The sequence below is a fragment of the Streptomyces sp. NPDC006872 genome (assembly GCF_040635845.1).
GTDB lineage: Bacteria > Actinomycetota > Actinomycetes > Streptomycetales > Streptomycetaceae > Streptomyces.
This window is the reverse complement of sequence record NZ_JBEYIL010000009.1, coordinates 432599-456327: the sequence shown is the minus strand read 5'-3', so window position 1 is coordinate 456327 and position 23729 is coordinate 432599. Positions and strand designations below refer to the sequence as shown.

At 70.5% G+C, this 23729-nt stretch carries 19 protein-coding genes and 1 pseudogene; 10 read left to right on the top strand and 10 right to left on the bottom strand.

Annotation, left to right across the window (positions count from 1 at the left end; translation table 11 throughout):
- Positions 1-72 precede the first annotated feature (72 nt).
- The 3 genes from ABZ725_RS27995 to ABZ725_RS27985 all read left to right on the top strand — a co-directional run bounded on the left by ABZ725_RS27995 (position 73) and on the right by ABZ725_RS27985 (position 3023).
- The gene (locus tag ABZ725_RS27995) at positions 73-1041 is read left to right on the top strand and encodes a ComF family protein (protein WP_358805321.1); all 969 of its coding nucleotides are present in this window, start codon (positions 73-75) and stop codon (positions 1039-1041) included.
- 314 nt (positions 1042-1355) lie between these two features.
- The gene (gene raiA, locus ABZ725_RS27990; protein WP_351919172.1) at positions 1356-2048 is read left to right on the top strand and encodes a ribosome-associated translation inhibitor RaiA; all 693 of its coding nucleotides are present in this window, start codon (positions 1356-1358) and stop codon (positions 2046-2048) included.
- Positions 2049-2276: 228 nt separating this feature from the next.
- A complete protein-coding gene (locus ABZ725_RS27985) occupies positions 2277-3023 on the top strand; it encodes a response regulator transcription factor (protein ID WP_358805285.1) in 747 nt (248 codons plus the stop codon).
- Between the two features lie 18 nt (positions 3024-3041).
- Here ABZ725_RS27985 and ABZ725_RS27980 read toward each other — a convergent pair whose 3' ends face one another.
- Together ABZ725_RS27980 and ABZ725_RS27975 are read right to left on the bottom strand one after the other, a co-directional pair.
- Complete coding sequence (locus tag ABZ725_RS27980; protein WP_358805284.1) at positions 3042-4214, bottom strand: crosslink repair DNA glycosylase YcaQ family protein; 1173 nt, start codon at positions 4212-4214, stop codon at positions 3042-3044.
- Between the two features lie 79 nt (positions 4215-4293).
- Entirely contained in the window at positions 4294-4875 is a 582-nt protein-coding gene (locus ABZ725_RS27975; RefSeq protein ID WP_351919167.1) for a GNAT family N-acetyltransferase, read from the bottom strand.
- 281 nt (positions 4876-5156) lie between these two features.
- On the opposite strand from ABZ725_RS27975, the gene secA reads away from it, so the two are divergent.
- Positions 5157-7973: a preprotein translocase subunit SecA gene (gene secA / locus ABZ725_RS27970; protein ID WP_351919165.1), complete on the top strand. Its 2817-nt coding sequence runs from the start codon at positions 5157-5159 to the stop codon at positions 7971-7973.
- A 150-nt stretch (positions 7974-8123) separates the two neighbouring features.
- On the opposite strand, the gene ABZ725_RS27965 is transcribed toward secA, so the two are convergent.
- A complete protein-coding gene (locus ABZ725_RS27965) occupies positions 8124-8729 on the bottom strand; it encodes an Rv3235 family protein (protein ID WP_358805283.1) in 606 nt (201 codons plus the stop codon).
- A gap of 341 nt (positions 8730-9070) precedes the next feature.
- Between ABZ725_RS27965 and ABZ725_RS27960 the strand changes: the two genes are divergently transcribed.
- Both ABZ725_RS27960 and ABZ725_RS27955 read left to right on the top strand, forming a co-directional pair.
- Positions 9071-9592, top strand: coding sequence for a hypothetical protein (locus ABZ725_RS27960; protein WP_351919161.1), 522 nt, complete (start codon positions 9071-9073; stop codon positions 9590-9592).
- An 89-nt stretch (positions 9593-9681) separates the two neighbouring features.
- Entirely contained in the window at positions 9682-10350 is a 669-nt protein-coding gene (locus ABZ725_RS27955) for an HAD family hydrolase (protein ID WP_358805282.1), read from the top strand.
- 147 nt (positions 10351-10497) lie between these two features.
- Here the strand turns inward: ABZ725_RS27955 and ABZ725_RS27950 are convergent, their stop codons facing one another.
- On the bottom strand, positions 10498-11064 hold the full coding sequence (locus ABZ725_RS27950) for a DJ-1/PfpI family protein (RefSeq protein ID WP_351919158.1): 567 nt from the start codon (positions 11062-11064) through the stop codon (positions 10498-10500).
- 1078 nt (positions 11065-12142) lie between these two features.
- Between ABZ725_RS27950 and ABZ725_RS27945 the strand changes: the two genes are divergently transcribed.
- A complete protein-coding gene (locus tag ABZ725_RS27945) occupies positions 12143-17119 on the top strand; it encodes an NAD-glutamate dehydrogenase (protein ID WP_358805281.1) in 4977 nt (1658 codons plus the stop codon).
- 172 nt (positions 17120-17291) lie between these two features.
- Here the strand turns inward: ABZ725_RS27945 and ABZ725_RS27940 are convergent, their stop codons facing one another.
- Together ABZ725_RS27940 and ABZ725_RS27935 are read right to left on the bottom strand one after the other, a co-directional pair.
- Positions 17292-18110, bottom strand: coding sequence for an ABC transporter ATP-binding protein (locus tag ABZ725_RS27940; protein WP_358805320.1), 819 nt, complete (start codon positions 18108-18110; stop codon positions 17292-17294).
- Between the two features lie 28 nt (positions 18111-18138).
- Complete coding sequence (locus ABZ725_RS27935; RefSeq protein WP_351917175.1) at positions 18139-19059, bottom strand: ABC transporter permease; 921 nt, start codon at positions 19057-19059, stop codon at positions 18139-18141.
- Between the two features lie 173 nt (positions 19060-19232).
- Here ABZ725_RS27935 and ABZ725_RS27930 point away from each other — a divergent pair, with 173 nt between their 5' ends.
- Positions 19233-19880: a TetR/AcrR family transcriptional regulator gene (locus ABZ725_RS27930; protein ID WP_358805280.1), complete on the top strand. Its 648-nt coding sequence runs from the start codon at positions 19233-19235 to the stop codon at positions 19878-19880.
- Positions 19881-19897: 17 nt separating this feature from the next.
- Positions 19898-20542 (top strand): response regulator transcription factor, encoded by a 645-nt coding sequence (locus ABZ725_RS27925; RefSeq protein ID WP_351917171.1) that lies wholly within the window; start codon positions 19898-19900, stop codon positions 20540-20542.
- On the opposite strand, the pseudogene ABZ725_RS27920 reads toward ABZ725_RS27925, so the two are convergent.
- From ABZ725_RS27920 to ABZ725_RS27910, 3 genes and pseudogenes are all read right to left on the bottom strand, one after another.
- Positions 20524-20721, bottom strand: a pseudogene (locus ABZ725_RS27920) (hypothetical protein); the annotation flags it as partial. The gene ABZ725_RS27925 and the pseudogene ABZ725_RS27920 overlap by 19 nt on opposite strands.
- Before the next feature lie 39 nt (positions 20722-20760).
- Positions 20761-21741: a UDP-glucose 4-epimerase GalE gene (gene galE / locus ABZ725_RS27915; RefSeq protein WP_358805279.1), complete on the bottom strand. Its 981-nt coding sequence runs from the start codon at positions 21739-21741 to the stop codon at positions 20761-20763.
- 115 nt (positions 21742-21856) lie between these two features.
- Complete coding sequence (locus ABZ725_RS27910) at positions 21857-22354, bottom strand: MarR family transcriptional regulator (protein ID WP_351917156.1); 498 nt, start codon at positions 22352-22354, stop codon at positions 21857-21859.
- 118 nt (positions 22355-22472) lie between these two features.
- Between ABZ725_RS27910 and ABZ725_RS27905 the strand changes: the two genes are divergently transcribed.
- Entirely contained in the window at positions 22473-22886 is a 414-nt protein-coding gene (locus tag ABZ725_RS27905) for an organic hydroperoxide resistance protein (RefSeq protein ID WP_351917154.1), read from the top strand.
- 114 nt (positions 22887-23000) lie between these two features.
- Here the strand turns inward: ABZ725_RS27905 and ABZ725_RS27900 are convergent, their stop codons facing one another.
- Positions 23001-23693, bottom strand: a complete 693-nt coding sequence (locus tag ABZ725_RS27900) for a hypothetical protein (RefSeq protein WP_358805278.1) — start codon at positions 23691-23693, stop codon at positions 23001-23003.
- Positions 23694-23729: the final 36 nt, after the last annotated feature.

Here is a 23729-nt window from a genome sequence, read left to right as displayed (position 1 = left end):
CCGGACGGTTTTCCACAGGGCTGGCAGGCCGCTTCGGACGTTGGCAGAGTGATCGACGTGGAAGGCGTTCGCATGTGGTGGCAGGAACTCGCCGGCCTGGTGCTGCCCGCCGCGTGCGGAGGCTGCGGAAGTGCACGTACGGTGCTCTGCCCGCAGTGCCGAGCGGCGCTGGGCGGGGCCGTGCCGTTCCGGGTGCGGCCCGTGCTGGAACCGCCGGGGCTGCCCGCCGTGCACGCGGCGGCCCGATACGCGGACGAGGTACGGGCGGTGCTGCTGGCCCACAAGGAACGCGGCGCGCTGGCGCTCACGCGACCGCTGGGCGCGGCGCTGGCGGGGGCTGTGCGGGCGGGGGTGAGGGAGGCGGGGGAGGGGGTGGGGGTGGGGGAGGGGCCCCAGCCCCCCGAAGGCGTACTGCTCGTCCCCGTCCCGTCCGCCCGCGCCGCCGTACGCGCGCGTGGCCATGATCCGGCGCGGCGGATCGCGCTCGCGGCGGCCGGTGAGTTGCGGCGGGCCGGGGTGCCTGCGCGGGTGGCCGCGGTGCTGCGGCAGCGGCGGGCCGTGGTCGATCAGGCGGGGCTCGACTCCCGGCAGCGGCTGGACAACCTGGTGGGCGCGCTGGGGGTGGTGTCCGGGGGCGCGCGGGTGTTGTGCGGTGGTCCGGTGGTGCTCGTCGACGACCTGGTCACCACGGGTGCTTCGCTGGCGGAGGCGGCGCGCGCGGTGCGGTCGGCGACGGCGGTGGAGCGGGCTCAGCGGGTTGGGCGGGCTGGGCGAGCGGAACGGGTGGGACGGGTGGAAGGTGGGGAGTGGGTGGAGGAGGGAGCGGCGCAGGGTGGAGGTGCTGCAGCGGCTGTGTACGGCGGTGTCACTCGGGAAGACGGAGAAGGCGGAGCTGGTCGTGCGGACAGGGCGGTGGAGCCGTCCGGAGCAGGTGAGGGAGGCGTGGGCGGGGTGTCGGCGGGCGTGGGCGGTGGCGGTGACGTGCTCTGCGCGGCCGTGGTCGCGGCGTCGCCGGGGTCTTTCGAACTAAACCGGAACTGAGTGAGAACTTGCGTCGTTGCAGGTAATGAGAGGGCCAATTCACCTGGATGGAGGTACGCGGCAGTAGAGGGTGACGACATCCGTCCGGGCGAGATATGTTCGGTTGTGAGGGAAAGCCGCAGGCCACACCTCTCATATCCGAATGCCGTGCTGCGGTTTTCGTAATCTTCCGCAGCATCTGGGGTGTAGATCTCGCCCATGGGGGAGGAGGAGGTGGAAGTCACCGAGTCAGAGGTTCCGGTGCTCACCGGGGCCTGGTGCAAAAGGGAGATGCTCCGCCGTCGAAGCGGAGTGATCCGGGAACGGAGTTCTGCGTGGACATCGTCGTCAAGGGCCGCAAGACCGAGGTGCCCGAGCGGTTCCGCAAGCACGTGGCCGAGAAGCTGAACCTGGAGAAGATCCAGAAGCTCGACGGCAAGGTGATCAGCCTCGACGTCGAGGTGTCCAAGGAGCCCAACCCCCGACAGGCCGACCGGTGTGACCGAGTGGAGATCACTCTGCGTTCCCGCGGTCCTGTGATCCGGGCGGAGGCGGCGGCCAACGACCCGTATGCGGCACTCGACCTGGCGGCGGAGAAGCTGGACGCCCAGCTGCGCAAGCAGCACGACAAGCGATACACGCGCCGCGGCGCCCGCAGGCTCTCCGCGGCAGAGGTTCCCGACCACGTTCCGGGCGTGGCGACGCTCAACGGCAACGGCCGTCCCGTCCCGGCCGGTGAGTCGGACAGCGTGCCGACCAGGAAGATCGGCTCGCTCGAGGTGCAGGGCGACGGCCCCCTCGTGGTCCGCGAGAAGACGCACGTGGCTGCCCCGATGACCCTTGACCAGGCCCTCTACGAGATGGAACTGGTCGGACACGACTTCTACCTGTTCGTCGACTCCGAGACGAAGCAGCCCAGCGTCGTCTACCGGCGGCACGCCTACGACTACGGCGTGATCTACCTCGACACCGACCCGATGGTGGCTCAGGCGCATTCACCCGAGGCGGGTGGCGCTCTGGGCGGCTGACGCCGCCCGGTGACAGCTGAGACCTTGCCCTGGTGACAGCTGAGCGGTGTGCCCCTGGAAGCGCGTGTGCGCCCCCAGGGGCACCCTCGTGCGACCCCTTGGGACATCGCTCTGTCATCGCGTTGTCGGTCGGGCATGGAATCATGGCAGGGCGGCTCAACCGGTGGGCCGTTGCCTTGGGTTGGCGATGGCTCAGGACCACGGCCACAGCCTTCAGGGGGAGGAACGATGGCGGACAGCTTCGGACCGATGCGGGACGAGGGGGCCGGCGACGGCGTCGTCGGCATGGGCCCGGACGAGGGCACTGCGCGCAAGGAGCCGATCAGAGTCCTTGTCGTGGACGACCACGCCCTGTTCCGCCGAGGACTGGAGATCGTGCTCGCGGCCGAGGAGGACATCCAGGTCGTCGGTGAGGCGGGGGACGGCGCGGAGGCCGTGGACAAGGCGGCCGACCTGCTGCCGGACATCGTGCTGATGGATGTGCGGATGCCCAAGCGCGGTGGTATCGAGGCGTGCACCTCCATCAAGGAGGTGGCCCCCAGCGCGAAGATCATCATGCTGACGATCAGCGATGAGGAGGCCGACCTCTACGAGGCGATCAAGGCGGGTGCGACCGGCTATCTCCTCAAGGAGATCTCCACGGACGAGGTCGCCACCGCGATCCGCGCGGTGGCCGACGGGCAGTCGCAGATCAGCCCGTCCATGGCGTCGAAGCTGCTCACCGAGTTCAAGTCGATGATCCAGCGGACGGACGAGCGTCGGCTCGTGCCCGCGCCGCGGCTGACGGACCGGGAGCTGGAGGTGCTCAAGCTGGTGGCCACGGGGATGAACAACCGTGACATCGCCAAGGAGTTGTTCATCTCCGAGAACACCGTGAAGAACCATGTGCGCAACATCCTGGAGAAGCTGCAGCTGCACTCCAGGATGGAGGCGGTGGTGTACGCGATGCGGGAGAAGATCCTCGAGATCCAGTGACCTGCCGCGGTGGCCTGGTCAGGCCAGTGCGCGGGCCAGTTCTCTGGTGAGGGGCTCGCGCAGGTCGGGGGCGTCCACGCGCTCCACGCGTACGTCCGTGCAGTCCACCCAGGTCGCGGCCTCGATGAGGGCCTGTGCCACGGCCGGGACCGCCTTGGGGCCGTCCAGGGTGACCTGTCTGGCGACGAGGGTGCGGCCCTCGCGGGCCGGGTCCACGCGGCCGACTAGCCGTCCGCCGGCCAGGACCGGCATCGCGAAGTAGCCGTACACCCGCTTCGGTTTGGGGACGTAGGCCTCCAGGCGGTGGGTGAAGCCGAAGATCCGCTCGGTGCGTGCTCGTTCCCAGACCAGGGAGTCGAAGGGGGACAGGAGCGTGGTGCGGTGGCGGCCGCGCGGGGGTGTCTCCAGGGCCGTCGGGTCGGCCCAGGCGGGCTTGCCCCAGCCTTCGACCGTGACCGGGACCAGGCCCGAGTCGGCGATCACCGCGTCGACCTGTTCGCCCTTGAGGCGGTGGTAGTCGGCGATGTCCGCGCGCGTGCCCACGCCGAGGGACTGGCCGGCCAGGCGGACGAGGCGGCGCAGGCACTCGGTGTCGTCCAGCTCGTCGTGCAGCAGGGCGGCGGGTACGGCGCGTTCGGCGAGGTCGTAGACGCGCTTCCAGCCGCGGCGCTCGACGCAGACCACCTCGCCGTACATCAGCGCGCGTTCCACGGCGACCTTGGTGCCGGACCAGTCCCACCATTCGCTGGTCTTCTTGGCTCCGCCCAGGTCGGTGGCGGTGAGGGGGCCTTCGGCGCGGAGCTGTTTGACGACCTGGTCGTAGGTGCCTTCGGGGAGGCCGTGGTTCCAGTGCGGGCGGTTGCGGTAGGCGCGGCGGCGGAAGGCGAAGTGGGGCCATTCCTCGATGGGGAGGATGCACGCGGCGTGCGACCAGTACTCGAAGGCGTGCGTGTCCTGCCAGTAGGAGTTCTCGACGGTCTTGCGGCCGACGGCTCCCAGGCGGGCGTAGGGGATCAGCTCGTGGGAGCGGGCGAGGACGGAGATGGTGTCGAGCTGGACGGCGCCGAGGTGGCGGAGGACGCCGCGGACGCCGGCTTTGCGGTCGGGCGTGCCGAGGAAGCCCTGCGCCCGTAGGGCGATGCGGCGGGCTTCGTCTGCGGAGAGCGCGGTGGCGGGGCGCGGGGTCGTCATGGCTCGCACGATAGGGGGTGGGTCTGACAACGGGGGTTGAGCTGGGGGTCTGTGGGGTCGGGGACCGGTGGGGCGGGTCTCAGGGGCCGGTGGGGGCCGGCAGGTAGGGCGCGGTCGAGGGGAGTCCCAGGTCCGAGGGGAGCAGGGAGGCCAGCCAGCAGTCTCTTCGTACGCCCTTGTTGTTGATGGCCGAGCGCAGGGTGCCTTCGAGGGTGAAGCCGGCGTTCTCGGCGACCGCGCGGGAGGCCGTGTTGCCGATTTCCGCCCGCCATTCGACGCGGTCGACGCGGAGGGTGGTGAAGGCCCAGCGGGAGGCGGTGCGGGTGGCCTCGGTGGTGTAGCCGTGGCCTCGGTGTTCCTTGGCGGTCCAGAAGCCGACCTCGGCGGTGCCCAGGGAGCGCATGGTGAGGCTGAGGAGGCCGGTGAGGCTTCCGTCGGGGAGGAAGACGCCGAAGGTGAACATCGAGCCGGTCGTCCAGCCCTCCGGGGCGAGCAGCTCGGTGAAGTTCTGGGCGTGTTCGGGGAGGTAGGGGGAGGGGATCGTGGTCCAGCGCTGGATGTCGGGGTCCTGGGCGGCGGTGTACACGGCGTCGGCGTCCTGGGGGCCGAGGGGGCGCAGGACGAGGCGTGCGGTGGTGAGGGTGACGGGCTCGGGCTCCATCGGCCGATTCTGCTTCGGGTGTCCGGTGGGCGCCATCGTTTTGCGGTGCGTGAGCGTGTGATCACAATTCGCGCAATTCGTCCGGCGGGCGCGGCACCATCGGCGGGGCCCGGCCGTTGTCCCGTTTGAAGAGATTTTTGGAGCACGTGCGCAGCAGTGTGCGGTCCTCGTCACGGCAGGCCTCCCGGCGTGGTGGGGTCCTCGCATACGATGGCCGTTGCTCAGTTAAGTCACATGGAAATCGACCGTCCCAGGCCCGACCGGCAAGGAGACCAACCCCCGTGTCCGTCCTCTCGAAGATCATGCGTGCAGGCGAAGGCAAGATCCTGCGCAAGCTGCACCGCATCGCGGACCAGGTCAACTCCATCGAAGAGGACTTCGTCGACCTCTCCGACGCCGAGCTGCGGGCCCTCACCGATGAGTACAAGCAGCGGTACGCCGACGGTGAGAGTCTGGACGACCTGCTTCCCGAGGCCTTCGCCACTGTGCGCGAGGCTGCCAAGCGCGTCCTCGGACAGCGCCACTACGACGTCCAGATGATGGGCGGCGCCGCTCTGCACCTCGGCTATGTGGCCGAGATGAAGACCGGTGAGGGCAAGACCCTGGTCGGCACGCTGCCGGCGTATCTCAACGCCCTGTCCGGCGATGGTGTGCACCTGATCACCGTCAACGACTATCTGGCCGAGCGCGACTCCGAGATGATGGGTCGCGTCCACAAGTTCCTGGGTCTGGAAGTCGGCTGCATCCTGGCCAACATGACGCCGGCCCAGCGCCGCGAGCAGTACCTGTGCGACATCACGTACGGCACGAACAACGAGTTCGGCTTCGACTATCTGCGCGACAACATGGCGTGGGCGCAGGACGAGCTGGTCCAGCGCGGCCACAACTTCGCCATCGTCGACGAGGTCGACTCGATCCTGGTGGACGAGGCCCGTACGCCGCTGATCATCTCCGGCCCGGCGGACCAGGCCACCAAGTGGTACGGCGACTTCGCCAAGCTGGTCACGCGCCTCAAGAAGGGCGAGGTGGGCAACCCCCTCAAGGGTCTTGAGGAGACGGGCGACTACGACGTCGACGAGAAGAAGCGCACGGTCGCCATCCATGAGGCCGGTGTCTCCAAGGTCGAGGACTGGCTGGGGATCGACAACCTCTACGAGTCGGTGAACACGCCGCTCGTCGGCTACCTGAACAACGCCATCAAGGCGAAGGAGTTGTTCAAGAAGGACAAGGACTACGTCGTCATCGACGGCGAGGTCATGATCGTCGACGAGCACACGGGTCGTATCCTCGCGGGCCGCCGCTACAACGAGGGCATGCACCAGGCGATCGAGGCGAAGGAAGGGGTGGACATCAAGGACGAGAACCAGACGCTCGCCACGATCACCCTGCAGAACTTCTTCCGCCTGTACAGCAAGCTCTCGGGCATGACCGGTACGGCGATGACCGAGGCCGCCGAGTTCCACCAGATCTACAAGCTCGGCGTGGTCCCGATCCCCACGAACCGGGCGATGATCCGCAAGGACCAGTCGGACCTGATCTACCGCACCGAGGTCGCGAAGTTCGAGGCGGTCGTCGACGACATCGCCGAGAAGCACGAGAAGGGCCAGCCGATCCTCGTCGGCACGACGTCGGTCGAGAAGTCCGAGTACCTGTCGCAGCAGCTCTCCAAGCGGGGCATCCAGCACGAGGTGCTGAACGCGAAGCAGCACGACCGTGAGGCGACGATCGTCGCCCAGGCCGGCCGCAAGGGCGCTGTGACGGTCGCGACCAACATGGCCGGTCGTGGTACGGACATCAAGCTCGGCGGCAATCCCGACGACCTCGCCGAGGCGGAGCTGCGGCAGCGCGGCCTCGACCCCGAGGAGCACATCGAGGAGTGGGCCGCCGCGCTGCCCGCCGCTCTGGAGAAGGCCGAGAAGGCCGTCAAGGCGGAGTTCGAGGAGGTCAAGGACCTCGGCGGGCTCTACGTCCTCGGTACCGAGCGGCACGAGTCGCGTCGTATCGACAACCAGCTGCGCGGTCGTTCCGGCCGTCAGGGCGACCCGGGCGAGTCCCGTTTCTACCTGTCGCTGGGTGACGACCTGATGCGGCTGTTCAAGGCGCAGATGGTCGAGCGCGTGATGTCGATGGCGAACGTGCCGGACGACGTGCCGATCGAGAACAAGATGGTCACGCGCGCGATCGCGTCGGCGCAGTCGCAGGTGGAGCAGCAGAACTTCGAGACGCGTAAGAACGTCCTGAAGTACGACGAGGTGCTCAACCGTCAGCGTGAGGTCATCTACGGTGAGCGGCGCCGCGTCCTGGAGGGTGAGGACCTGCAGGAGCAGATCCAGCACTTCATGGACGACACGATCGACGCGTATGTCGGCGCGGAGACCGCCGAGGGCTTCCCGGAGGACTGGGACCTGGATCGGCTGTGGGGCGCGTTCAAGCAGCTCTACCCGGTGAAGGTGACCGTCGAGGAGCTGGAGGAGGCGGCCGGTGACCGGGCCGGTCTGACCGCCGAGTTCATCTCCGAGTCCATCAAGGACGACATCCGCGAGCAGTACGAGTCGCGGGAGTCGCACCTCGGCTCCGAGATCATGCGTGAGCTGGAGCGCCGGGTCGTGCTGTCGGTGCTGGACCGCAAGTGGCGTGAGCACCTCTACGAGATGGACTATCTCCAGGAGGGCATCGGCCTGCGGGCGATGGCGCAGAAGGACCCGCTGGTCGAGTACCAGCGCGAGGGCTTCGACATGTTCTCCGCGATGATGGACGGCATCAAGGAGGAGTCCGTCGGCTACCTGTTCAACCTGGAGGTCCAGGTCGAGCAGCAGGTCGAGGAGGTCGAGGTCGAGGACCGCGAGCCGGTCGACATGGAGAAGCAGGACGTGGTGCCGGCGCAGGCGGGTTCGCGTCCGGAGATCCGTGCGAAGGGGCTGGACGCTCCGCAGCGCCGTCAGCTGCACTTCTCGGCGCCGACGGTGGACGGGGAGGGCGGCACGATCGAGGGCGACTTCGAGAGTGACGACGACGAGCCCGTCCGCTCGGAGGCCGACGGTCTCACGCGCGCGGAGCGCCGCAAGCAGGCGAAGGCCGGGCGGCGTCGTAAGAAGTAGCGGCGTCGCGGTCGCCGTCATGGTCGTGGTCACGGTTGCCTGCGGCGCTGTGGACCGCGGGGCTGTGGGCTGTGTAGCGGCTTGAGGGTCGAGGGGCCGGGTCACCTTTGGGTGGCCCGGCCTTCTGCGTGGCAGGTGGCGGTGGCTGCCTCAGTCGTCCTGGGTGTGGGGCCTGCGGGGGCCGTCGAGTTCGACGGCGGTGCAGCGCCAGCGGCGGTCCGTGCCGAGTTCCAGGCGGAAGGCCATCGCCCGGAGGCGGTCGCCGGCCCCGATGCGGGCGAAGGCCTCGATGGCGCCGGGGCGGGGGACGTAGTAGCCGATGTCGCGGACGACGGGGCGGGCGCCGTGGGCGGTGGCGCGCAGCGGGCCGCGTTCGGCGAGGTGTGCCAGGTCGTCGTAGGCGCGGCCGAGGGTGTGCCGGAGCATGAAGTGGACGGGGCGTTGGCCGGTCAGGACCGCCAGGAGACGGTCGGCGAAGAGGTCGGTGGGGCGGGGCTGGGTGAGGGGGCGGCGAGGGGTCTGTGCGGGGACGGTGGGGGCGTGGGCGAGGGGCTGGGGGGTGGTGGGGCGGTTGTCGGCGGGGCGGGCGCGGGTGGGGGAGGCGGTGCCGGGTGGGCGGCCGCCGTTCGGGGGCGTGCGCGGCGTGGTGCCGTTGTTGGCGTTGCGGGGTGGGGCGCCTGCGGGGCGGCGGGTGTCGCGGCGGCCGGGAGGGCGGGTGCCGGGGTGGGCCTGCGTCCTCGTCATGACCTTGTTCATGGGGGTCCCCGTTCGGTGGGCGGCTTCGGCGTCTACCGGTCGGTAACTTTGCCGTTGCGGATCTTGTACGGGGTCGCCGACCGTGGCGGCAAGCGGGCGGTGCGCCTGTGGTGGGGGTCCGGGAAGTTCACCTATCAGGGGTGGTCCGGGGTATGGAAAGCCCGGGGCTGCCGGGGTCGGCCGGGTGAGTTCCGGGGGGCGAGGTTGACGTCTGCGGGGGTGTGGGCAGGGACCCGAAAGGGGACGTCCGCACGTATCCTGAAGCCCCTCAGGGAGGTGCGGAACCGCCCTCCCGGGGGCACCGAGTCCGAGCCTTGCGACCACGAAGAGAGCGGCCACCCATGCGTGTCTACGTCCCCCTGACCCTCCCCGGTCTCGCCGAGGCGCACAAGACGGGTGAGCTGGGGTCCGGGCCGCTCGTCGCGTACGCCGTCACGCCCGCGTTGCGCGAGTGGTATCTCTCCGAGGACCTGGAGGAGCTGGAGTACGCGGCGCTCAGCAGGGCCGCGCTCGCCTCGCTGCGACTGCTGGCGGCGGACCCCGGCGCCCCTCGGCGGCGGGTCGTGGTCGCCGTGGACGTACCCGACCGCGCGGCCGCCGTGGACCCCGACCGCGGGCTGGATCCGGCGGCGCTGGGCGAGGTGCGGGTGAGCGGCGTCGTGACGCTGGCCAAGGCGGCGGCGGTGCACGTCGACGCCGGGGAGGCGGAGGTGGCGGCGGACGTGCGCGCGGCCGCGCAGGCGCTCGCGGCGGCGGACGGCGGGGACGACGACGCGCAGTTCGTCGTGGACGGGGCCGAGGACCACGAGCTGCTGTGGTTCGCCACGCAGGAGATTCCGGGCCTGGTGGGTTCGGGGGACTGAAGCTCGCGTCCGGCTCGCGCCGGGCTTGTGCGGAGTGCGCGTCGAGCTCGCTCACTTGATTGTCAGTGGCGGCGGGTACGTTTGCAGGCATGGGGAAGCACGAAGCGGCGCACATCGTCTGGGACTGGAACGGGACGCTGCTCAACGACAACGACGCGATCATCGGGGCGACGAACGCGGCATTCGCCGAGCTGGGGCTGGAGCCGCTCACACTGGAGCGGTACCGGGCGCTGTACTGCGTGCCGGTGCCGAAGTTCTACGAGCGGCTGATGGGGCGGCTGCCGACGGACGCCGAGTGGGAGGTCATGGACGAGATCTTCCACCGGTACTACGCCCAGCACCGGGTGCGGTGCGGGCTCACCGAGGGCGCGGTGGAGCTGCTCGCGGGGTGGCGGTCGGCGGGGCACAGTCAGTCCCTGCTGAGCATGTACGTGCACGAGGAACTCGTGCCGCTGGTCCGGGGGTTCGGGATCGAGCCGCACTTCGTACGGGTCGACGGGCGGACCGGGCCCTCCGGGGGCAGCAAGGCCGAGCACATGGTGCGGCACCTGCGGGCGCTGAACGAGGTCGAGCCGGGGCGCACGGTGGTGATCGGGGACGCCGCGGACGACGCGGTCGCCGCGCTGCATGTGGGGGCGCGGGCCGTGTTGTACACCGGCGGGTCGCACAGTCGGGCCAGCCTGGAGGGGGTGGGGGTGCCGGTGGTGGACACGCTGGGGGAGGCGGTCGAGGTCGCGGGGCGGTTGGCCGCGGCGTAGGACTCCGTCGGTTCGGTCGGGTTCGCTCGGGTTTTTCTGGGCTCGCTCGGGTTTCCTGGGTTTCTCAGGCTCCTGGTGTGGGTCGGTGTGGTGCGGCGTCTTGCGGGCGCCGCACCTGTCGGGGACTGCGGGTCAGGTTCGTGCGGGTCAGGTTGCCGGTGCCTTTGCGCGGAGCACCGTCAGGAACTCGCGCATCCAGGCGGAGTGGTCGGGCCAGGCGCGGGCGGAGACCAGGGTGCCGTCGACGACTGCCTCGGCGTCCTGGAAGGTGGCGCCGGCCGACTGCATGTCGAGCTCCAGGGCCGGGTACGCGGTGACGCGTCGGCCGCGGAGGGCGTCGGCGGCCGCGGTCAGCAGGGGGCCGTGGCAGATCTGGGCGACGGGCTTGTCGGCGTCGAAGAACGACTTGAGGATCTTGCGGAGTTCGGGGTCGTTGCGGAGGTACTCGGGGGCGCGGCCGCCGGGGATGACGATCGCTGCGTACTGACCGGGGTCGACCTCGGAGAAGGCGAGGTCGGCGGGCCAGGTGTAGCCGGGCTTCTCGGTGTAGGTGTCGAAGCCGGGTTCGAAGTCGTGGACGACGAACTGAAGCTTTTTGCGGGTGGGGGCGGCGATGTGGACCTCGTAGCCTTCCTCGTGGAGGCGTTGGTAGGGGTAGAGGACTTCGAGGGACTCTGCTGCGTCGCCGGTGACGATGAGGATTTTCGTGGGCATGGTGGGCGGCTCCTCTCGGGCGGGCGCTGTCGTTTGCAACGTGCCTCTTGGGGGTGCGGTTGCCAAGAGGGAGCGCTCTTTCAGCGTCCCGCGGTGGGGGGTCGGCGTCGACTTTTCTCGCCCCCGCCGCCCCTACCCGTCCCATCCCAGGGGCTCCGCCCCTTCGACCCGCAGGGGCTCCGCCCCTTCGACCCCGCAGGGGCTCCGCCCCTGGACCCGGGCGGGGACTGCGTCCCCTGCACCCCTTCCGGGGCTCCGCCCCTGCACCCGTGCAGGGACTGCGTCCCCTGCACCCCTTCCGGGGCTCCGCCCCTGCACCCCGGCGGGGGCTCCGCCCTTGAACCCCGACGGGCACCGTCTCCCCTGTCCCTCCCTGGGCTCCGCCCCGAACCCCGGCGGTGGCTCTGCGGCTGAACCTCGGCGGGCACCGCGTTCCCTGCTCCTCCCGGGGCTCCGCCCCTGCACCCGGGCGGGGACTGTGTCCCCTGCAGCCCCCGGGGCTCCGCCCCTGCACCCCCGGGGCTCCGCCCCCCCGGCGGAGGCTCCCCCCTGCCCCCTGCCCCCTGGCCCCCCGGCGAGGGCTCCCACGCCCCGCCCTGCCCCTCCCCCCCCAGAAGCCCCCGCGCGTCACCCGCCCGCCCCGCACCACTCCTGTGCAGAACGTCAAACTTTGTGGCCATGTTTTGTACACATACGGCTCATGACGGCGGAGCCGTACGGGGAGATAGCCTTAGTGGCGTGATCAGCGCGATATCTCGCGGGGGCGTTGCCGCCTCCGCCCTGCGCCCGGTGCTTGCGGACCATCTCCGCGGCCGGGCGGCGGACGCTGGTCGGCGCGGGCGGGGCCGGGGCGCAAGGGGCCCCAGGACGCCGTACACACCCGGGAAGAGAGCGACGCGGAGAGCAGCGTCACACCTCCTGGTGGTGTCGAGAATGGCTGATAAGCCCCCGCTCATCTCACCTTGCGGCATAGCGTCGGAGCAGACCGGAGACCCCGGGCCGTGGCGTCGAGCCGCAGGGGAAGAGACCGTACTTCCTTCTACGTCACGCAACGGCGCGCGACAGGAGTCAGAGGACAATGCAGACCAAGCTGGACGAAGCCAAGGCCGAGCTGCTCGAGAGGGCGGCCCGGGTCGCTGAGAACAGTCCGGTCGGGGGGCACCTACCGACTGGGACGACGGGCGAGGGCACGTCAGGCACTCCGGGTACGGCGGCGGGTACGCCCGGTGCTCCGGACCATGACGCCCTTCTCGCGTTCCTCCAGCGCTACTACCTGCACACCGCCCAGGAGGACCTGAGCGACCGCGACCCGGTCGACGTCTTCGGAGCAGCGCTTTCGCACTACCGGCTCGCCGAGAACCGGCCGCAGGGCACCGCCAATGTCCGGGTTCACACGCCCACCGTCGAAGAGAACGGGTGGACCTGCAGTCATTCCGTCGTCGAGGTCGTCACCGATGACATGCCGTTCCTCGTCGACTCCGTCACCAACGAGCTGACCCGGCAGGGGCGGGGGATCCACCTCGTCATCCATCCGCAGGTCGTCGTGCGGCGCGATGTGACCGGCAAGCTCGTCGAGGTGCTCAATGCTCCGCCCGCCGGCGCGGAGCTTCCGCACGACGGGCATGTCGAGTCCTGGATCCACGTCGAGATCGACCGGGAGACCGACCGCGCCGACCTCAAGCAGATCACCAACGACCTGCTGCGCGTGCTCTCCGACGTCCGGGAGGCCGTCGAGGACTGGGAGAAGATGCGGGACACCGCGCTGCGGGTCGCCGATCACCTCCAGGAGGAGCCCGCGCCCGGCGATCTGGCGCGGCCCGACATCGACGAGGCCGGTGAGCTGCTGCGCTGGCTGGCCGCCGACCACTTCACCTTCCTCGGCTACCGCGAGTACGAGCTGCGGGGCGACGACTGCCTCGCCGCCGTCCCCGGGACCGGGCTCGGCATCCTGCGGTCCGACCCGCACCACTCCGAGGGGGACGGTCACCCCGTCAGCCCGTCCTTCGAGCGGCTTCCGGCCGATGCGCGGGCCAAGGCGCGCGAGCACAAGCTGCTGGTGCTGACCAAGGCCAACAGCCGGGCCACCGTGCACCGGCCGTCGTATCTCGACTACGTCGGGGTGAAGAAGTTCGACGCCGACGGGAACGTCGTCGGCGAGCGCCGCTTCCTCGGGCTGTTCTCCTCCGCCGCCTACACCGAGTCCGTGGTGCGGGTGCCGGTCGTGCGGCGCAAGGTCCAGGCCGTGCTGAAGGGCGCCGGCTTCTCGCCCAACAGCCACGACGGGCGCGATCTGCTCCAGATCATGGAGACCTACCCGCGCGACGAGCTGTTCCAGACTCCGGTGGACGAGCTGCGGGCCATCGTCACCTCCGTGCTGTACCTGCAGGAGCGGCGGCGGCTGCGGCTCTACCTGCGGCAGGACGAGTACGGGCGCTACTACTCCGCGCTCGTCTACCTGCCCCGCGACCGGTACACGACCGGTGTGCGGCTGCGGATCATCGACATCCTGAAGGAGGAGCTCGGCGGGACCAGCGTCGACTTCAGCGCCTGGAACACCGAGTCGATCCTGTCCAGGCTGCACTTCGTCGTCCGGGTCCCGCAGGGCACCGAGCTGCCCGAGCTGTCCGACGCCGACAAGGACCGCATCGAGGCGCGGCTCGTCGCGGCCGCCCGGTCCTGGGCCGACGCCTTCGGCGAGGCGATGAACGCCGAGTGCGGCGAGGAGCGGGCCGCCGAGCTGCTGCGGCGCTACAACAACGCCTTCCCCGAGGGCTACAAGGCCGACCACACCCCGCGCGCGGCGGTCGCCGACCTGGTCCATCTGGAGCGGCTCACCGGGGAGCGGAACTTCTCGCTCAGCCTGTACGAGCCGGTGGGCGCCGCGCCCGACGAGCGCCGCTTCAAGATCTACCGCAAGGGCGACGCGATCTCCCTGTCGGCGGTGCTGCCGGTGCTGAGCCGGCTCGGCGTCGAGGTGATCGACGAGCGGCCGTACGAGCTGCGCTGCGCGGACCGCAGCAACTCCTGGATCTACGACTTCGGTCTGCGCATCCCCAAGTCGCTCGCCGGTCCCGGCGGGGACTTCCTCGGCGACGACGGGCGCGAGCGGTTCCAGGAGGCGTTCTCCGCGACCTGGACCGGCAAGGCGGAGAACGACGGGTTCAACGCGCTGGTGCTGGGCGCCGGGCTGCACTGGCGGCAGGCGATGGTGCTGCGCGCGTACGCCAAGTACCTGCGGCAGGCCGGGTCCACGTTCAGCCAGGACTACATGGAGGACACCCTCCGGACGAACGTGCACACGACACGGCTGCTGGTGTCGTTGTTCGAGGCGCGGATGTCGCCGGACCGGCAGCGCGCCGGGCACGAGATCGTCGACGCCCTGCTGGAGGAGCTCGACGCCGCGCTCGACCAGGTGGCCTCGCTCGACGAGGACCGGATCCTGCGGTCGTTCCTGACGGTCATCAAGGCGACGCTGCGCACGAACTTCTTCCAGGAGCGCGCGGGCGGCCTGCCGCACGACTACGTGTCGATGAAGTTCGACCCGCAGGCCATCCCGGACCTGCCGGCGCCCCGGCCCGCGTTCGAGATCTGGGTGTACTCGCCGCAGGTGGAGGGCGTGCACCTGCGCTTCGGGAAGGTCGCGCGCGGTGGTCTGCGCTGGTCGGACCGGCGGGAGGACTTCCGGACCGAGGTCCTCGGCCTGGTCAAGGCGCAGATGGTGAAGAACACCGTCATCGTGCCGGTCGGCGCGAAGGGCGGCTTCGTCGCCAAGCAGCTGCCCGACCCGGCCGTGGACCGTGACGCGTGGCTGGCCGAGGGCATCGCCAGCTACAAGACGTTCATCTCGGCGCTGCTCGACATCACCGACAACATGGTGGCCGGGGAGGTCGTGCCGCCGGCCGACGTCGTGCGGCACGACGAGGACGACACCTACCTGGTGGTCGCGGCCGACAAGGGCACGGCGACGTTCTCCGACATCGCCAACCAGGTCGCCGAGTCGTACAACTTCTGGCTCGGGGACGCCTTCGCCTCCGGCGGCTCGGCCGGCTACGACCACAAGGGCATGGGCATCACCGCCCGCGGCGCCTGGGAGTCCGTGAAGCGGCACTTCAAGGAGCTGGGCGTGAACACGCAGGCCGAGGACTTCACGGTCGTCGGCATCGGCGACATGTCCGGTGACGTGTTCGGCAACGGCATGCTGCTCTCCGAGCACATCCGTCTGGTCGCCGCCTTCGACCACCGGCACATCTTCCTCGACCCGACCCCGGACGCGGCGACCTCCTACGCCGAGCGCCGCCGGCTGTTCGAGCTGCCCCGCTCCAGCTGGGCCGACTACGACACCGGCCTGCTGTCGACGGGCGGCGGCGTCTTCCCGCGCACGGCGAAGTCGATCCCGGTCAACGGGCACATCCGGGAGGCCCTCGGCATCGAGGCGGGCGTCGCCAAGCTGACCCCGGCCGACCTGATGAAGGCGATCCTGCGGGCGCCGGTGGACCTGCTGTGGAACGGCGGCATCGGCACGTACGTGAAGTCCGGCACGGAGTCGAACGCCGACGTCGGCGACAAGGCCAACGACCCGATCCGGGTGGACGGCGCCGACCTGCGCGTCAAGGTCGTCGGCGAGGGCGGCAACCTGGGCCTGACCCAGCTCGGCCGGATCGAGTTCGCGCTGCGCGGCGGCGGGATCAACTCGGACGCCATCGACAACAGCGCGGGCGTGGACACCTCCGACCACGAGGTGAACATCAAGATCCTGCTCAACGGGCTGGTCGCCGAGGGCGACATGACCGTCAAGCAGCGCAACAAGCTGCTCGCGGAGATGACCGACGAGGTCGGCGCGCTCGTCCTGCGCAACAACTACGCGCAGAACACGGCGATCGCCAACGCGCTCGCCCAGTCCAAGGACATGCTCCACGCCCAGCAGCGCTTCATGCGCCACCTGGTGCGGGCGGGCCATCTGGACCGGGCGCTGGAGTTCCTGCCCACCGACCGGCAGATCCGTGAGCGCCTCGGCTCCGGCCAGGGCCTGACCAGCCCGGAGACGGCCGTCCTGCTCGCCTACACGAAGATCACGGTCTCGGACGAGCTGCTGCAGACCTCGCTGCCCGACGACGACTACCTGCGCAGCCTGCTGCACGCGTACTTCCCGACGGCGCTGCGCGAGCGGTTCCCCGAGGGCATCGACGCGCACCCGCTGCGCCGCGAGATCACCACGACCGTGCTGGTCAACGACACCGTCAACACGGGCGGCACGACGTATCTGCACCGGCTGCGCGAGGAGACCGGCGCGTCGCTGGAGGAGATCGTGCGGGCCCAGACCGCGGCCCGGGCGATCTTCCGCGCGGCCCCGGTGTGGGACGGGGTGGAAGGCCTGGACAACCGGGTCGAGGCCGCCGTCCAGACCCGGATCCGGCTGCACTCGCGGCGGCTCGTCGAACGCGGCACGCGCTGGCTGCTGAACAACCGGCCGCAGCCGTTGCAGCTCGCCGAGACGGTCGACTTCTTCGCCGAGCGCGTCGAGCAGGTGTGGTCGCAGCTGACGAAGCTGCTGCGCGGCGCGGACCTGGAGTGGTGGCAGCGGATCTACGACGAGCTGACCGCCGCCGGGGTCCCGGACGAGCTGGCCACCCGGGTGGCCGGGTTCTCCTCGGCGTTCCCGGCGCTGGACATCGTCTCGGTGGCCGACCGCATGGGCCGCGATCCGCTGGAGGTCGCCGAGGTCTACTACGACCTCGCCGACCGGCTGCACATCACCCAGCTGATGGACCGCATCATCGAGCTGCCGCGGGCGGACCGCTGGCAGTCCATGGCCCGCGCCTCCATCCGCGAGGACCTGTACGCGGCGCACTCGGCGGTGACCGCGGACGTCCTGGCCGTCGGCAACGGCAGCTCGACGCCCGAGCAGCGCTTCAAGACGTGGGAGGAGAAGAACGCGGCGATCCTGGGCCGCGCGCGGGCCACGCTGGACGAGATCCAGGGCTCGGAGACGTTCGACCTGGCCAACCTGTCGGTGGCCATGCGGACGATGCGCACGCTGCTGCGGTCGCACTCGTAGGCCGTCCTGCCCAGGCGGCCGTCACGCGCAGGCCGTCACGCGCAGGCCGTCACGCATAGGCCGCCAGGTGTAGGCCGTGGGCCGGACCGCTGACAGCAGAAGGGCGCCCCCCGATCCGTCGGGGGGCGCCCTACTCGCGTGTCGAGCGGTCGAACAGGTTCGTCCGTCCGGGCTACTTGGCCGCGGCCGCGGGCTTCTTCTTGGCCTTGGGGTCGGTGAAGGCCTCGTACGCCTTGATGACGTCTTCCGCGGTCCCGTCCATCATCAGTTCGCCGCGCTCCAGCCACAGCGCCCGCTCGCAGGTGTCGAGGATCGAGCTGTTGCTGTGGCTGACGAGGAACACCGTGCCCGCGTGTTCGCGCATCTGACGGATGCGCTCCGCGGAGCGGTTGCGGAACTTGGCGTCGCCGGTGGCCAGGGCCTCGTCGATGAGCAGGACGTCGTGGTCCTTGGCGGCGGCGATGGAGAAGCGCAGCCGGGAGCCCATGCCGGAGGAATACGTGCGCATCGGCAGGGAGATGAAGTCGCCCTTCTCGTTGATGCCGGAGAAGTCGACGATCTCCTGGTAGCGCTCCTTGATCTGCTCCCGGGTCATGCCCATGGCCAGACCGCCGAGGTAGACGTTGCGCTCGCCCGTCAGGTCGCTCATCAGGGCGGCGTTGACGCCGAGGAGGGAGGGCTGCCCGTCGGTGTAGATCCTGCCGCGCTCCACCGGGAGCAGCCCGGCGATCGCCTTGAGCAGGGTCGACTTGCCGGAGCCGTTGGTGCCGATCAGGCCGATCGCCTCGCCCTTGTAGGCGACGAAGGAGACGTTCTTGACGGCGTGCACGGTGCGGACGCCGGACACCTTGTCGGCCTGCTTGCGGCGCACGATCCGGTTGAGGGCGGCGGTCGCGCTGCCCTTGCCGCCGACGGTGCCGTTGACGCGGTAGACGATGTCGACGCTGTCGGCGATGACGGTGGGGGCACGCTCGGCGGTGATGTCGGCGATGTCCTGCGGGGCGGTGCGGTTTGCGTTGTCAGCCACGGCCGTACGTCTCCTCAGCCTTCCAGAAGTAGATGAACCCGCCGACGCCGGCGAGCACCGCCCAGCCGGTCGCGACCAGCCACACGTGGGGCGGCAGCTGGCTCGCGTGGAACGTGTCGATCAGGGCGAAGCGCATCAGGTCGATGTAGACGGCGGCGGGGTTGGCCCTCAGCAGGTCGGCGACCCAGGGCGGCATGCCGGCGTGCTTGTCGATCAGGTTGTCGATGCTCCACATCACTCCCGAGATGTACATCCAGGTGCGCAGGAGGAACGGCATCAGCTGGGCGATGTCCGGCGTCTTGGCGCCCAGCCGGGCCATGATCATCGAGACGCCCGCGTTGAAGACGAACTGTAGCGTCAGCGCCGGGATCACGAGGATCCAGGAGGGGGACGGCGGCACGCCGACGGCGAGCAGGATGAACACCAGGGCGGCCATCGAGAACAGCAGTTGCTGCAGCTGCTGCAGACAGAACGAGATCGGCAGCGCGGCCCGCGGGAAGTGCAGGGCCCGGACCAGGCCGATGTTGCCGGAGATGGCCCGGGTGCCCGTCATGATCGAGGTCTGCGTGAAGGTCCACACGAACACGCCCGTGACCAGGAACGGGATGAAGTCCGCCACGCCACGCTTGGTGTCCAGCAGGACGCCGAAGATGAAGTAGTAGACCGCCGCGTTCAGCAGGGGGGTCATCACCTGCCAGACCTGGCCCAGCTTCGCCTGGCTGTACGTCGTGGTGAGCTTGGCGGTGGCGAAGGCGGTGATGAAGTGGCGGCGCGCCCAGAGCTGGCCGATGTACTCCGGCAGGGAGGGGCGGGCACCGCTGACCGTGAGGCCGTGACGGGCGGCGAGGGCCGCGAGGTCGCCGTCGGGCACGGCGTCCGTTGTCCGGGGCGGTGTGTGGAGGACCTGACTCACATCCGCTGCTTTCACTCGGGGGGAGGGGGTGCGGGCGTCCGGCACCCCGTGCTCCCCGACGTTTTCCTTACGCTTTTCTTTACGTTTTCTTACGTCGGGACGGGACCGTATCGTCGCAACGTGAGAGTAGGCCGAGTTGACGCCGGAACGCAACCGTTTCGTCGTAACGCCCTATGCTGGTCGGCATGACGACGAACGCGACGAACGCCGATGGACCCCAGGTGCGCCCGCGCCGCCGGGCGCCCGCGGGCGCGGCCGTGCTCCGCGAGGATGTGACGGAGGCCATCCGGGCCGCCGTGTTCGAGGAGCTCGCGACCGTCGGCTACGCCCGGATGTCCATCGAGGGCATCGCCCGTCGGGCCGGCGTGGGCAAGACCGCGGTGTACCGGCGCTGGCGCTCCAAGCTGCACCTCGTCCTCGACATCGTCTCGGTGATCGCCGTGCAGGGGCTGCCGGCCCCGGAGACGGGCAGCCTGGAGGGTGATCTGCGGATGCTCTACGAGGTGACCTCGCGGGCGTTGCGGCACCCGGTGGCCTCGCAGATCATCCCGGACCTGCAGGCCGAGGCGGCCCGCAACCCCGAGATCGCCGAGGCCCTGCAGAAGGTGCTGAAGGAGGGGCAGGAGGGCGTCGCCCTGAAGATCGTGGCGGCGGCGGCCGAGCGCGGCGAGATCCGCGAGGGGCTGAATCAGGAGCTGGCGCTCGATCTGATCTCCGGTCCGCTTTACTGGCGTTCGGTGGTGATCCGCAGCCCGAAGCTGCCCAAGGGATACCTGGGCGCGCTGGCGCGGGCGACCGCCGCGGCCATCAAGGCGCTGTGAGGGGAGTCGAGCCGGTTATGAGAGTCGTCCTGGCCGAGGACAACGCCCTGCTGAGGGAGGGCCTCGTCCTGTTGTTGACGTCGGCCGGGCACGAGGTGGCAGCCGTCGCCGGCTCCGGCCCCGAGGTCCTTCCGGCACTGCTCGAACACCGGCCGGACGTGGCGGTGCTCGATGTGCGGATGCCGCCGGGCTTTCGCGACGAGGGCCTGCGGGCCGCGCTGGAGGCCCGCGAGAAGATCCCCGGCCTGCCGGTGCTGGTGCTCTCCCAGTACGTCGAGGAGTCCTACGCCGCCGAGTTGCTGGGCGGGGGCGCGAGCGGGGTCGGCTATCTGCTGAAGGACCGCGTGGGCCGGGTGGACGAGTTCCTCGACGCGCTGGAGCGGGTCGCCTCCGGCGGCACGGCTCTCGACCCCGAGGTCGTCACCGAGCTGATGACCCGCCGCCGCGACTCGCCGCTGGACTCGCTCACCCCGCGCGAGCGCGAGGTGCTGAAGCTGATGGCGGAGGGCCGCGACAACACGACCATCGCCGGCGCCCTCGTCATCACCGAGCGGTCCGTCAGCAAGCACATCGGCAATGTGTTCCTGAAGCTGGGCCTCCCGGCGAGCGACACCGGACACCGGCGGGTGCTGGCCGTGCTGGCCTACCTCAACAACGCCTGACCCGCCTCCGCCTCCGCCAACCGCCCGGCCGGCTCGGTGAGTTCGGGCAACCGCAGCACCCGGTCGCCGGACCCGGGCAGCGGCACGTGCAGTGCGGCAAGGTCGGGACGCCGGTCCGGGGCCAGGACGACCGCGTAGCGCTCCCGGTGGTCGGGGTGGACCTCGGCGAGGATCTCCGGGCGATCACGCGGGCAGCCTGCGAGGCCGCTCGGGTCTTCCTACGTCCGAGCCGCCTGTGGATGCAGGCGTACCCAGCCCGCCCATGCCGAGGTGATCATGTCCTGGATGTCGTGTGTGGCCTTCCAGTCCAGTTCGGCGGCGATGCGGTCGGCGGCGGCGACGACGCGGGCGGGGTCGCCGGGGCGGCGCGGGGTGACCGTCGGCGGCCGGTCGTGGCCGGTGACCGCGTTGACGCGGTCGATCATCTCCCGTACCGAGACGCCCTGTCCGCGCCCGATGTTGAGGATCAGCTCACGGCCGGGGTCGGCCGCCAGCGCGCGGGCCGTGGCGACATGGGCCTCCGCCAGGTCGACGACGTGGATGTAGTCGCGGACGCAGGTGCCGTCGGGGGTCGGGTAGTCGTCGCCGAAGATGCGCGGCGGCGCGTTCTCGGTGAGCCTCTCGAAAATCATGGGGACGAGATTGGACACGCCCACGTCCGCGAGGTCCGCGCGTGCCGCCCCGGCCACGTTGAAGTAGCGCAGCGCGGCCGTGGACAGGCCCGTGGCCCGGCCGGTCGCCCGCACCAGCCACTCGCCGGCCAGCTTCGTCTCGCCGTACGGCGACATCGGGACGCACGGGGTGTCCTCGGTGACCAGGTCCACGTCCGGCATGCCGTACACCGCGGCCGAGGACGAGAACACGAAGGACGGCACGCCGGCGGCGGTCACCGCCTCCAGGAGGACTCTGAGGCCCTCCATGTTCTCCCGGTAGTAGTGCAGCGGCCGCTGCACCGACTCCCCGACCTGCTTCTTCGCCGCGAGGTGCACGACACCGGTGACGGAGTGCTCGGCCAGGGTGCGCGCGACCCGCTCCCCGTCCAGCGTCGAGCCCACCACCAGCGGCACGTCGTCCGGCACGCGCTCGGCGATGCCCGTGGACAGGTCGTCGTAGACCACCGCCCGCTGGCCCGCCTCGGTCATCGCCCGTGCGATGTGCGCCCCGATGTAGCCGGCGCCGCCCGTGATCAACCAGGTCATTCGAGACCGCCCCCTCGTCGATTGCCCGTGATGGCATGTCTTAGCACCCCATTGCACGCCATGGGGTGTGTTGATGCATTTTGATGGTTGATGCCTTCGCGGAGGGGGCTTCCCGCTACCGGCTCCCCGGCGTCTCCTCCGTCACCGCCGCGTCCAGTGCCGCGGTGAGCTGGTCCAGGCGCTCGCGCAGGTCGCCGATCTCGCCGAGTTCGAAGCCGGTGGCGCCGACGATCCTGCGCGGCACCTCCAGGGCCCGATCGCGCATCGCCGCGCCCTCCTCGGTCAGCCGTACCTCCACCGAGCGCTCGTCGCGGGCGCTGCGCTCGCGTCGGACCAGGCCGGCCGCCTCCAGGCGCTTGAGCAGCGGCGAGAGCGTGCCGGAGTCCAGGCGCAGGTGTTCGCCCAGGCTCTTGACGGGCAGCGGGCCCTCCTCCCAGAGGACCAGCATCACCAGGTACTGGGGATAGGTGAGCCCGAGGTCCTTGAGGATCACGCGGTAGACGCCGTTGAAGGCGCGCGACGCGGCGTGCAGGGAGAAACAGATCTGGCGGTCCAGGCGGAGCCAGTTCTCGGTGGCGTTCTCCTGGCCGACGGAGGGCAGCGGGGCGTTCATGACTCCAGGGTAGCCCTTACGCGCCATTTGATTGTGCCCAATTGAATTGTGTGCTCTACTTATCTCCGTGAGGCGGCCGGACCGGGCCGCCGGAACGACCTGAGAGGGATGGTTTTCCATGGACGCGCTCTACACCGCTGTCGCCACCGCCACCCACGGCCGCGAAGGACGCGCCGTCTCCTCCGACGGCAAGATCGACCTCGCACTGGGCTTCCCGGTGGAGATGGGCGGCAACGGCGAGGGCACCAACCCCGAGCAGCTGTTCGCCGCCGGTTACGCCGCCTGTTTCGGCAGCGCCCTGGGCCTCGTCGGCCGCGCGGCGAAGGTCGACGTCAGCGACGCCGCGGTGACCGCCGAGGTCGGCATCGGCAAGCAGGGCGAGGGCTTCGCCCTGAAGGTGACCCTGCGCGTGGAGCTGCCCGACGCGGTGGACGAGGCGACCGGCCGCAAGCTCGTCGAGCAGGCCCACCAGGTCTGCCCCTACTCCAACGCCACCCGCGGCAACATCGAGGTCGACCTCGTCGTCGAGTAGTCGTCAGCGAGCAGTGGCCGGCGCGCAGTCGTCAGCGCGCGGACTTCGATGAGCGGTTCCCCGGGGACCGAGTGACCTGCCGGTCCTCGGTCCCCGGCCCTCTGTCCCCTGCCTTCATCGCATCGAGTGGGTCTCGGCGGGAGCCGGCCGAGCCGCCGCCCGTCTCGTCCGCCGGGCCCGCAGCCACAGCGCGGGCACCCCGAGCAGCACCAGCCAGAAGTACCCGGGCAGGCTCAGGGCGCGGCCGGCCAGGTGCGGACGCAGGTACAGGACCGCCAGCGGCACCGCCGCGGTGAGCGCCCACCGGCCCAGCACGGCGGCCCGCCGGTCGCGTTCCCAGACCGCGACGAACACCACCGCCCCGACCGCCGCCACGCCGAACGCGACCGCGTCCACGAGCAGGATCAGCCCGTACAGCGCGCCGAGCCACGCGTACCCCCAGCAGCTCTCGAGCCCGCTCGGGCCGACATGGCGGACCGTGCGGCGGACCGCCCCCGCGCGCGTGCCCGTCGACGCCCACGCCCAGAAGGTCAGCCCGACGGCGAACGCCGACCGCTGACCCGGGTCGCCGGCCCAGAGCAGCGCCACGGCGGACAGACAGCCCAGGACCGGCGCCCACCGGCGGTCCGTCAGCACGCGCGTGAAGCGGCCGATCCCGGTCAGCAGCACCAGCAGGCCGACCGGATCGGCCACCGCGGCGCGGCCGAGCGGGTCGATCCAGTACACGAGCGACATCGCCAGCCAGACCAGAGTTCCGCAGAACCGGTACGGCGTCGGCTGCCAGGAGGTACGGGCACAGGGGCGCATTCGTCACGCTTTCCCTGTCGCGGCGCCGCGCTCCCG

Excerpts from the sequence above, each read along its gene's own strand:
- ABZ725_RS27910 (WP_351917156.1), bottom strand. The coding sequence starts at position 22,354 with ATGAACGCCCCGCTGCCCTCCGTCGGCCAGGAGAACGCCACCGAGAAC.
- ABZ725_RS27960 (WP_351919161.1), top strand. The coding sequence starts at position 9,071 with ATGCGTGTCTACGTCCCCCTGACCCTCCCCGGTCTCGCCGAGGCGCAC.
- ABZ725_RS27945 (WP_358805281.1), top strand. The coding sequence starts at position 12,143 with ATGCAGACCAAGCTGGACGAAGCCAAGGCCGAGCTGCTCGAGAGGGCG.
- ABZ725_RS27965 (WP_358805283.1), bottom strand. The coding sequence starts at position 8,729 with ATGAACAAGGTCATGACGAGGACGCAGGCCCACCCCGGCACCCGCCCT.
- ABZ725_RS27980 (WP_358805284.1), bottom strand. The coding sequence starts at position 4,214 with ATGACGACCCCGCGCCCCGCCACCGCGCTCTCCGCAGACGAAGCCCGC.
- ABZ725_RS27975 (WP_351919167.1), bottom strand. The coding sequence starts at position 4,875 with ATGGAGCCCGAGCCCGTCACCCTCACCACCGCACGCCTCGTCCTGCGC.
- ABZ725_RS27930 (WP_358805280.1), top strand. The coding sequence starts at position 19,233 with ATGCTGGTCGGCATGACGACGAACGCGACGAACGCCGATGGACCCCAG.
- ABZ725_RS27985 (WP_358805285.1), top strand. The coding sequence starts at position 2,277 with ATGGCGGACAGCTTCGGACCGATGCGGGACGAGGGGGCCGGCGACGGC.
- ABZ725_RS27955 (WP_358805282.1), top strand. The coding sequence starts at position 9,682 with ATGGGGAAGCACGAAGCGGCGCACATCGTCTGGGACTGGAACGGGACG.
- galE (WP_358805279.1), bottom strand. The coding sequence starts at position 21,741 with ATGACCTGGTTGATCACGGGCGGCGCCGGCTACATCGGGGCGCACATC.
- ABZ725_RS27900 (WP_358805278.1), bottom strand. The coding sequence starts at position 23,693 with ATGCGCCCCTGTGCCCGTACCTCCTGGCAGCCGACGCCGTACCGGTTC.
- ABZ725_RS27925 (WP_351917171.1), top strand. The coding sequence starts at position 19,898 with ATGAGAGTCGTCCTGGCCGAGGACAACGCCCTGCTGAGGGAGGGCCTC.
- ABZ725_RS27950 (WP_351919158.1), bottom strand. The coding sequence starts at position 11,064 with ATGCCCACGAAAATCCTCATCGTCACCGGCGACGCAGCAGAGTCCCTC.
- ABZ725_RS27905 (WP_351917154.1), top strand. The coding sequence starts at position 22,473 with ATGGACGCGCTCTACACCGCTGTCGCCACCGCCACCCACGGCCGCGAA.
- ABZ725_RS27995 (WP_358805321.1), top strand. The coding sequence starts at position 73 with ATGTGGTGGCAGGAACTCGCCGGCCTGGTGCTGCCCGCCGCGTGCGGA.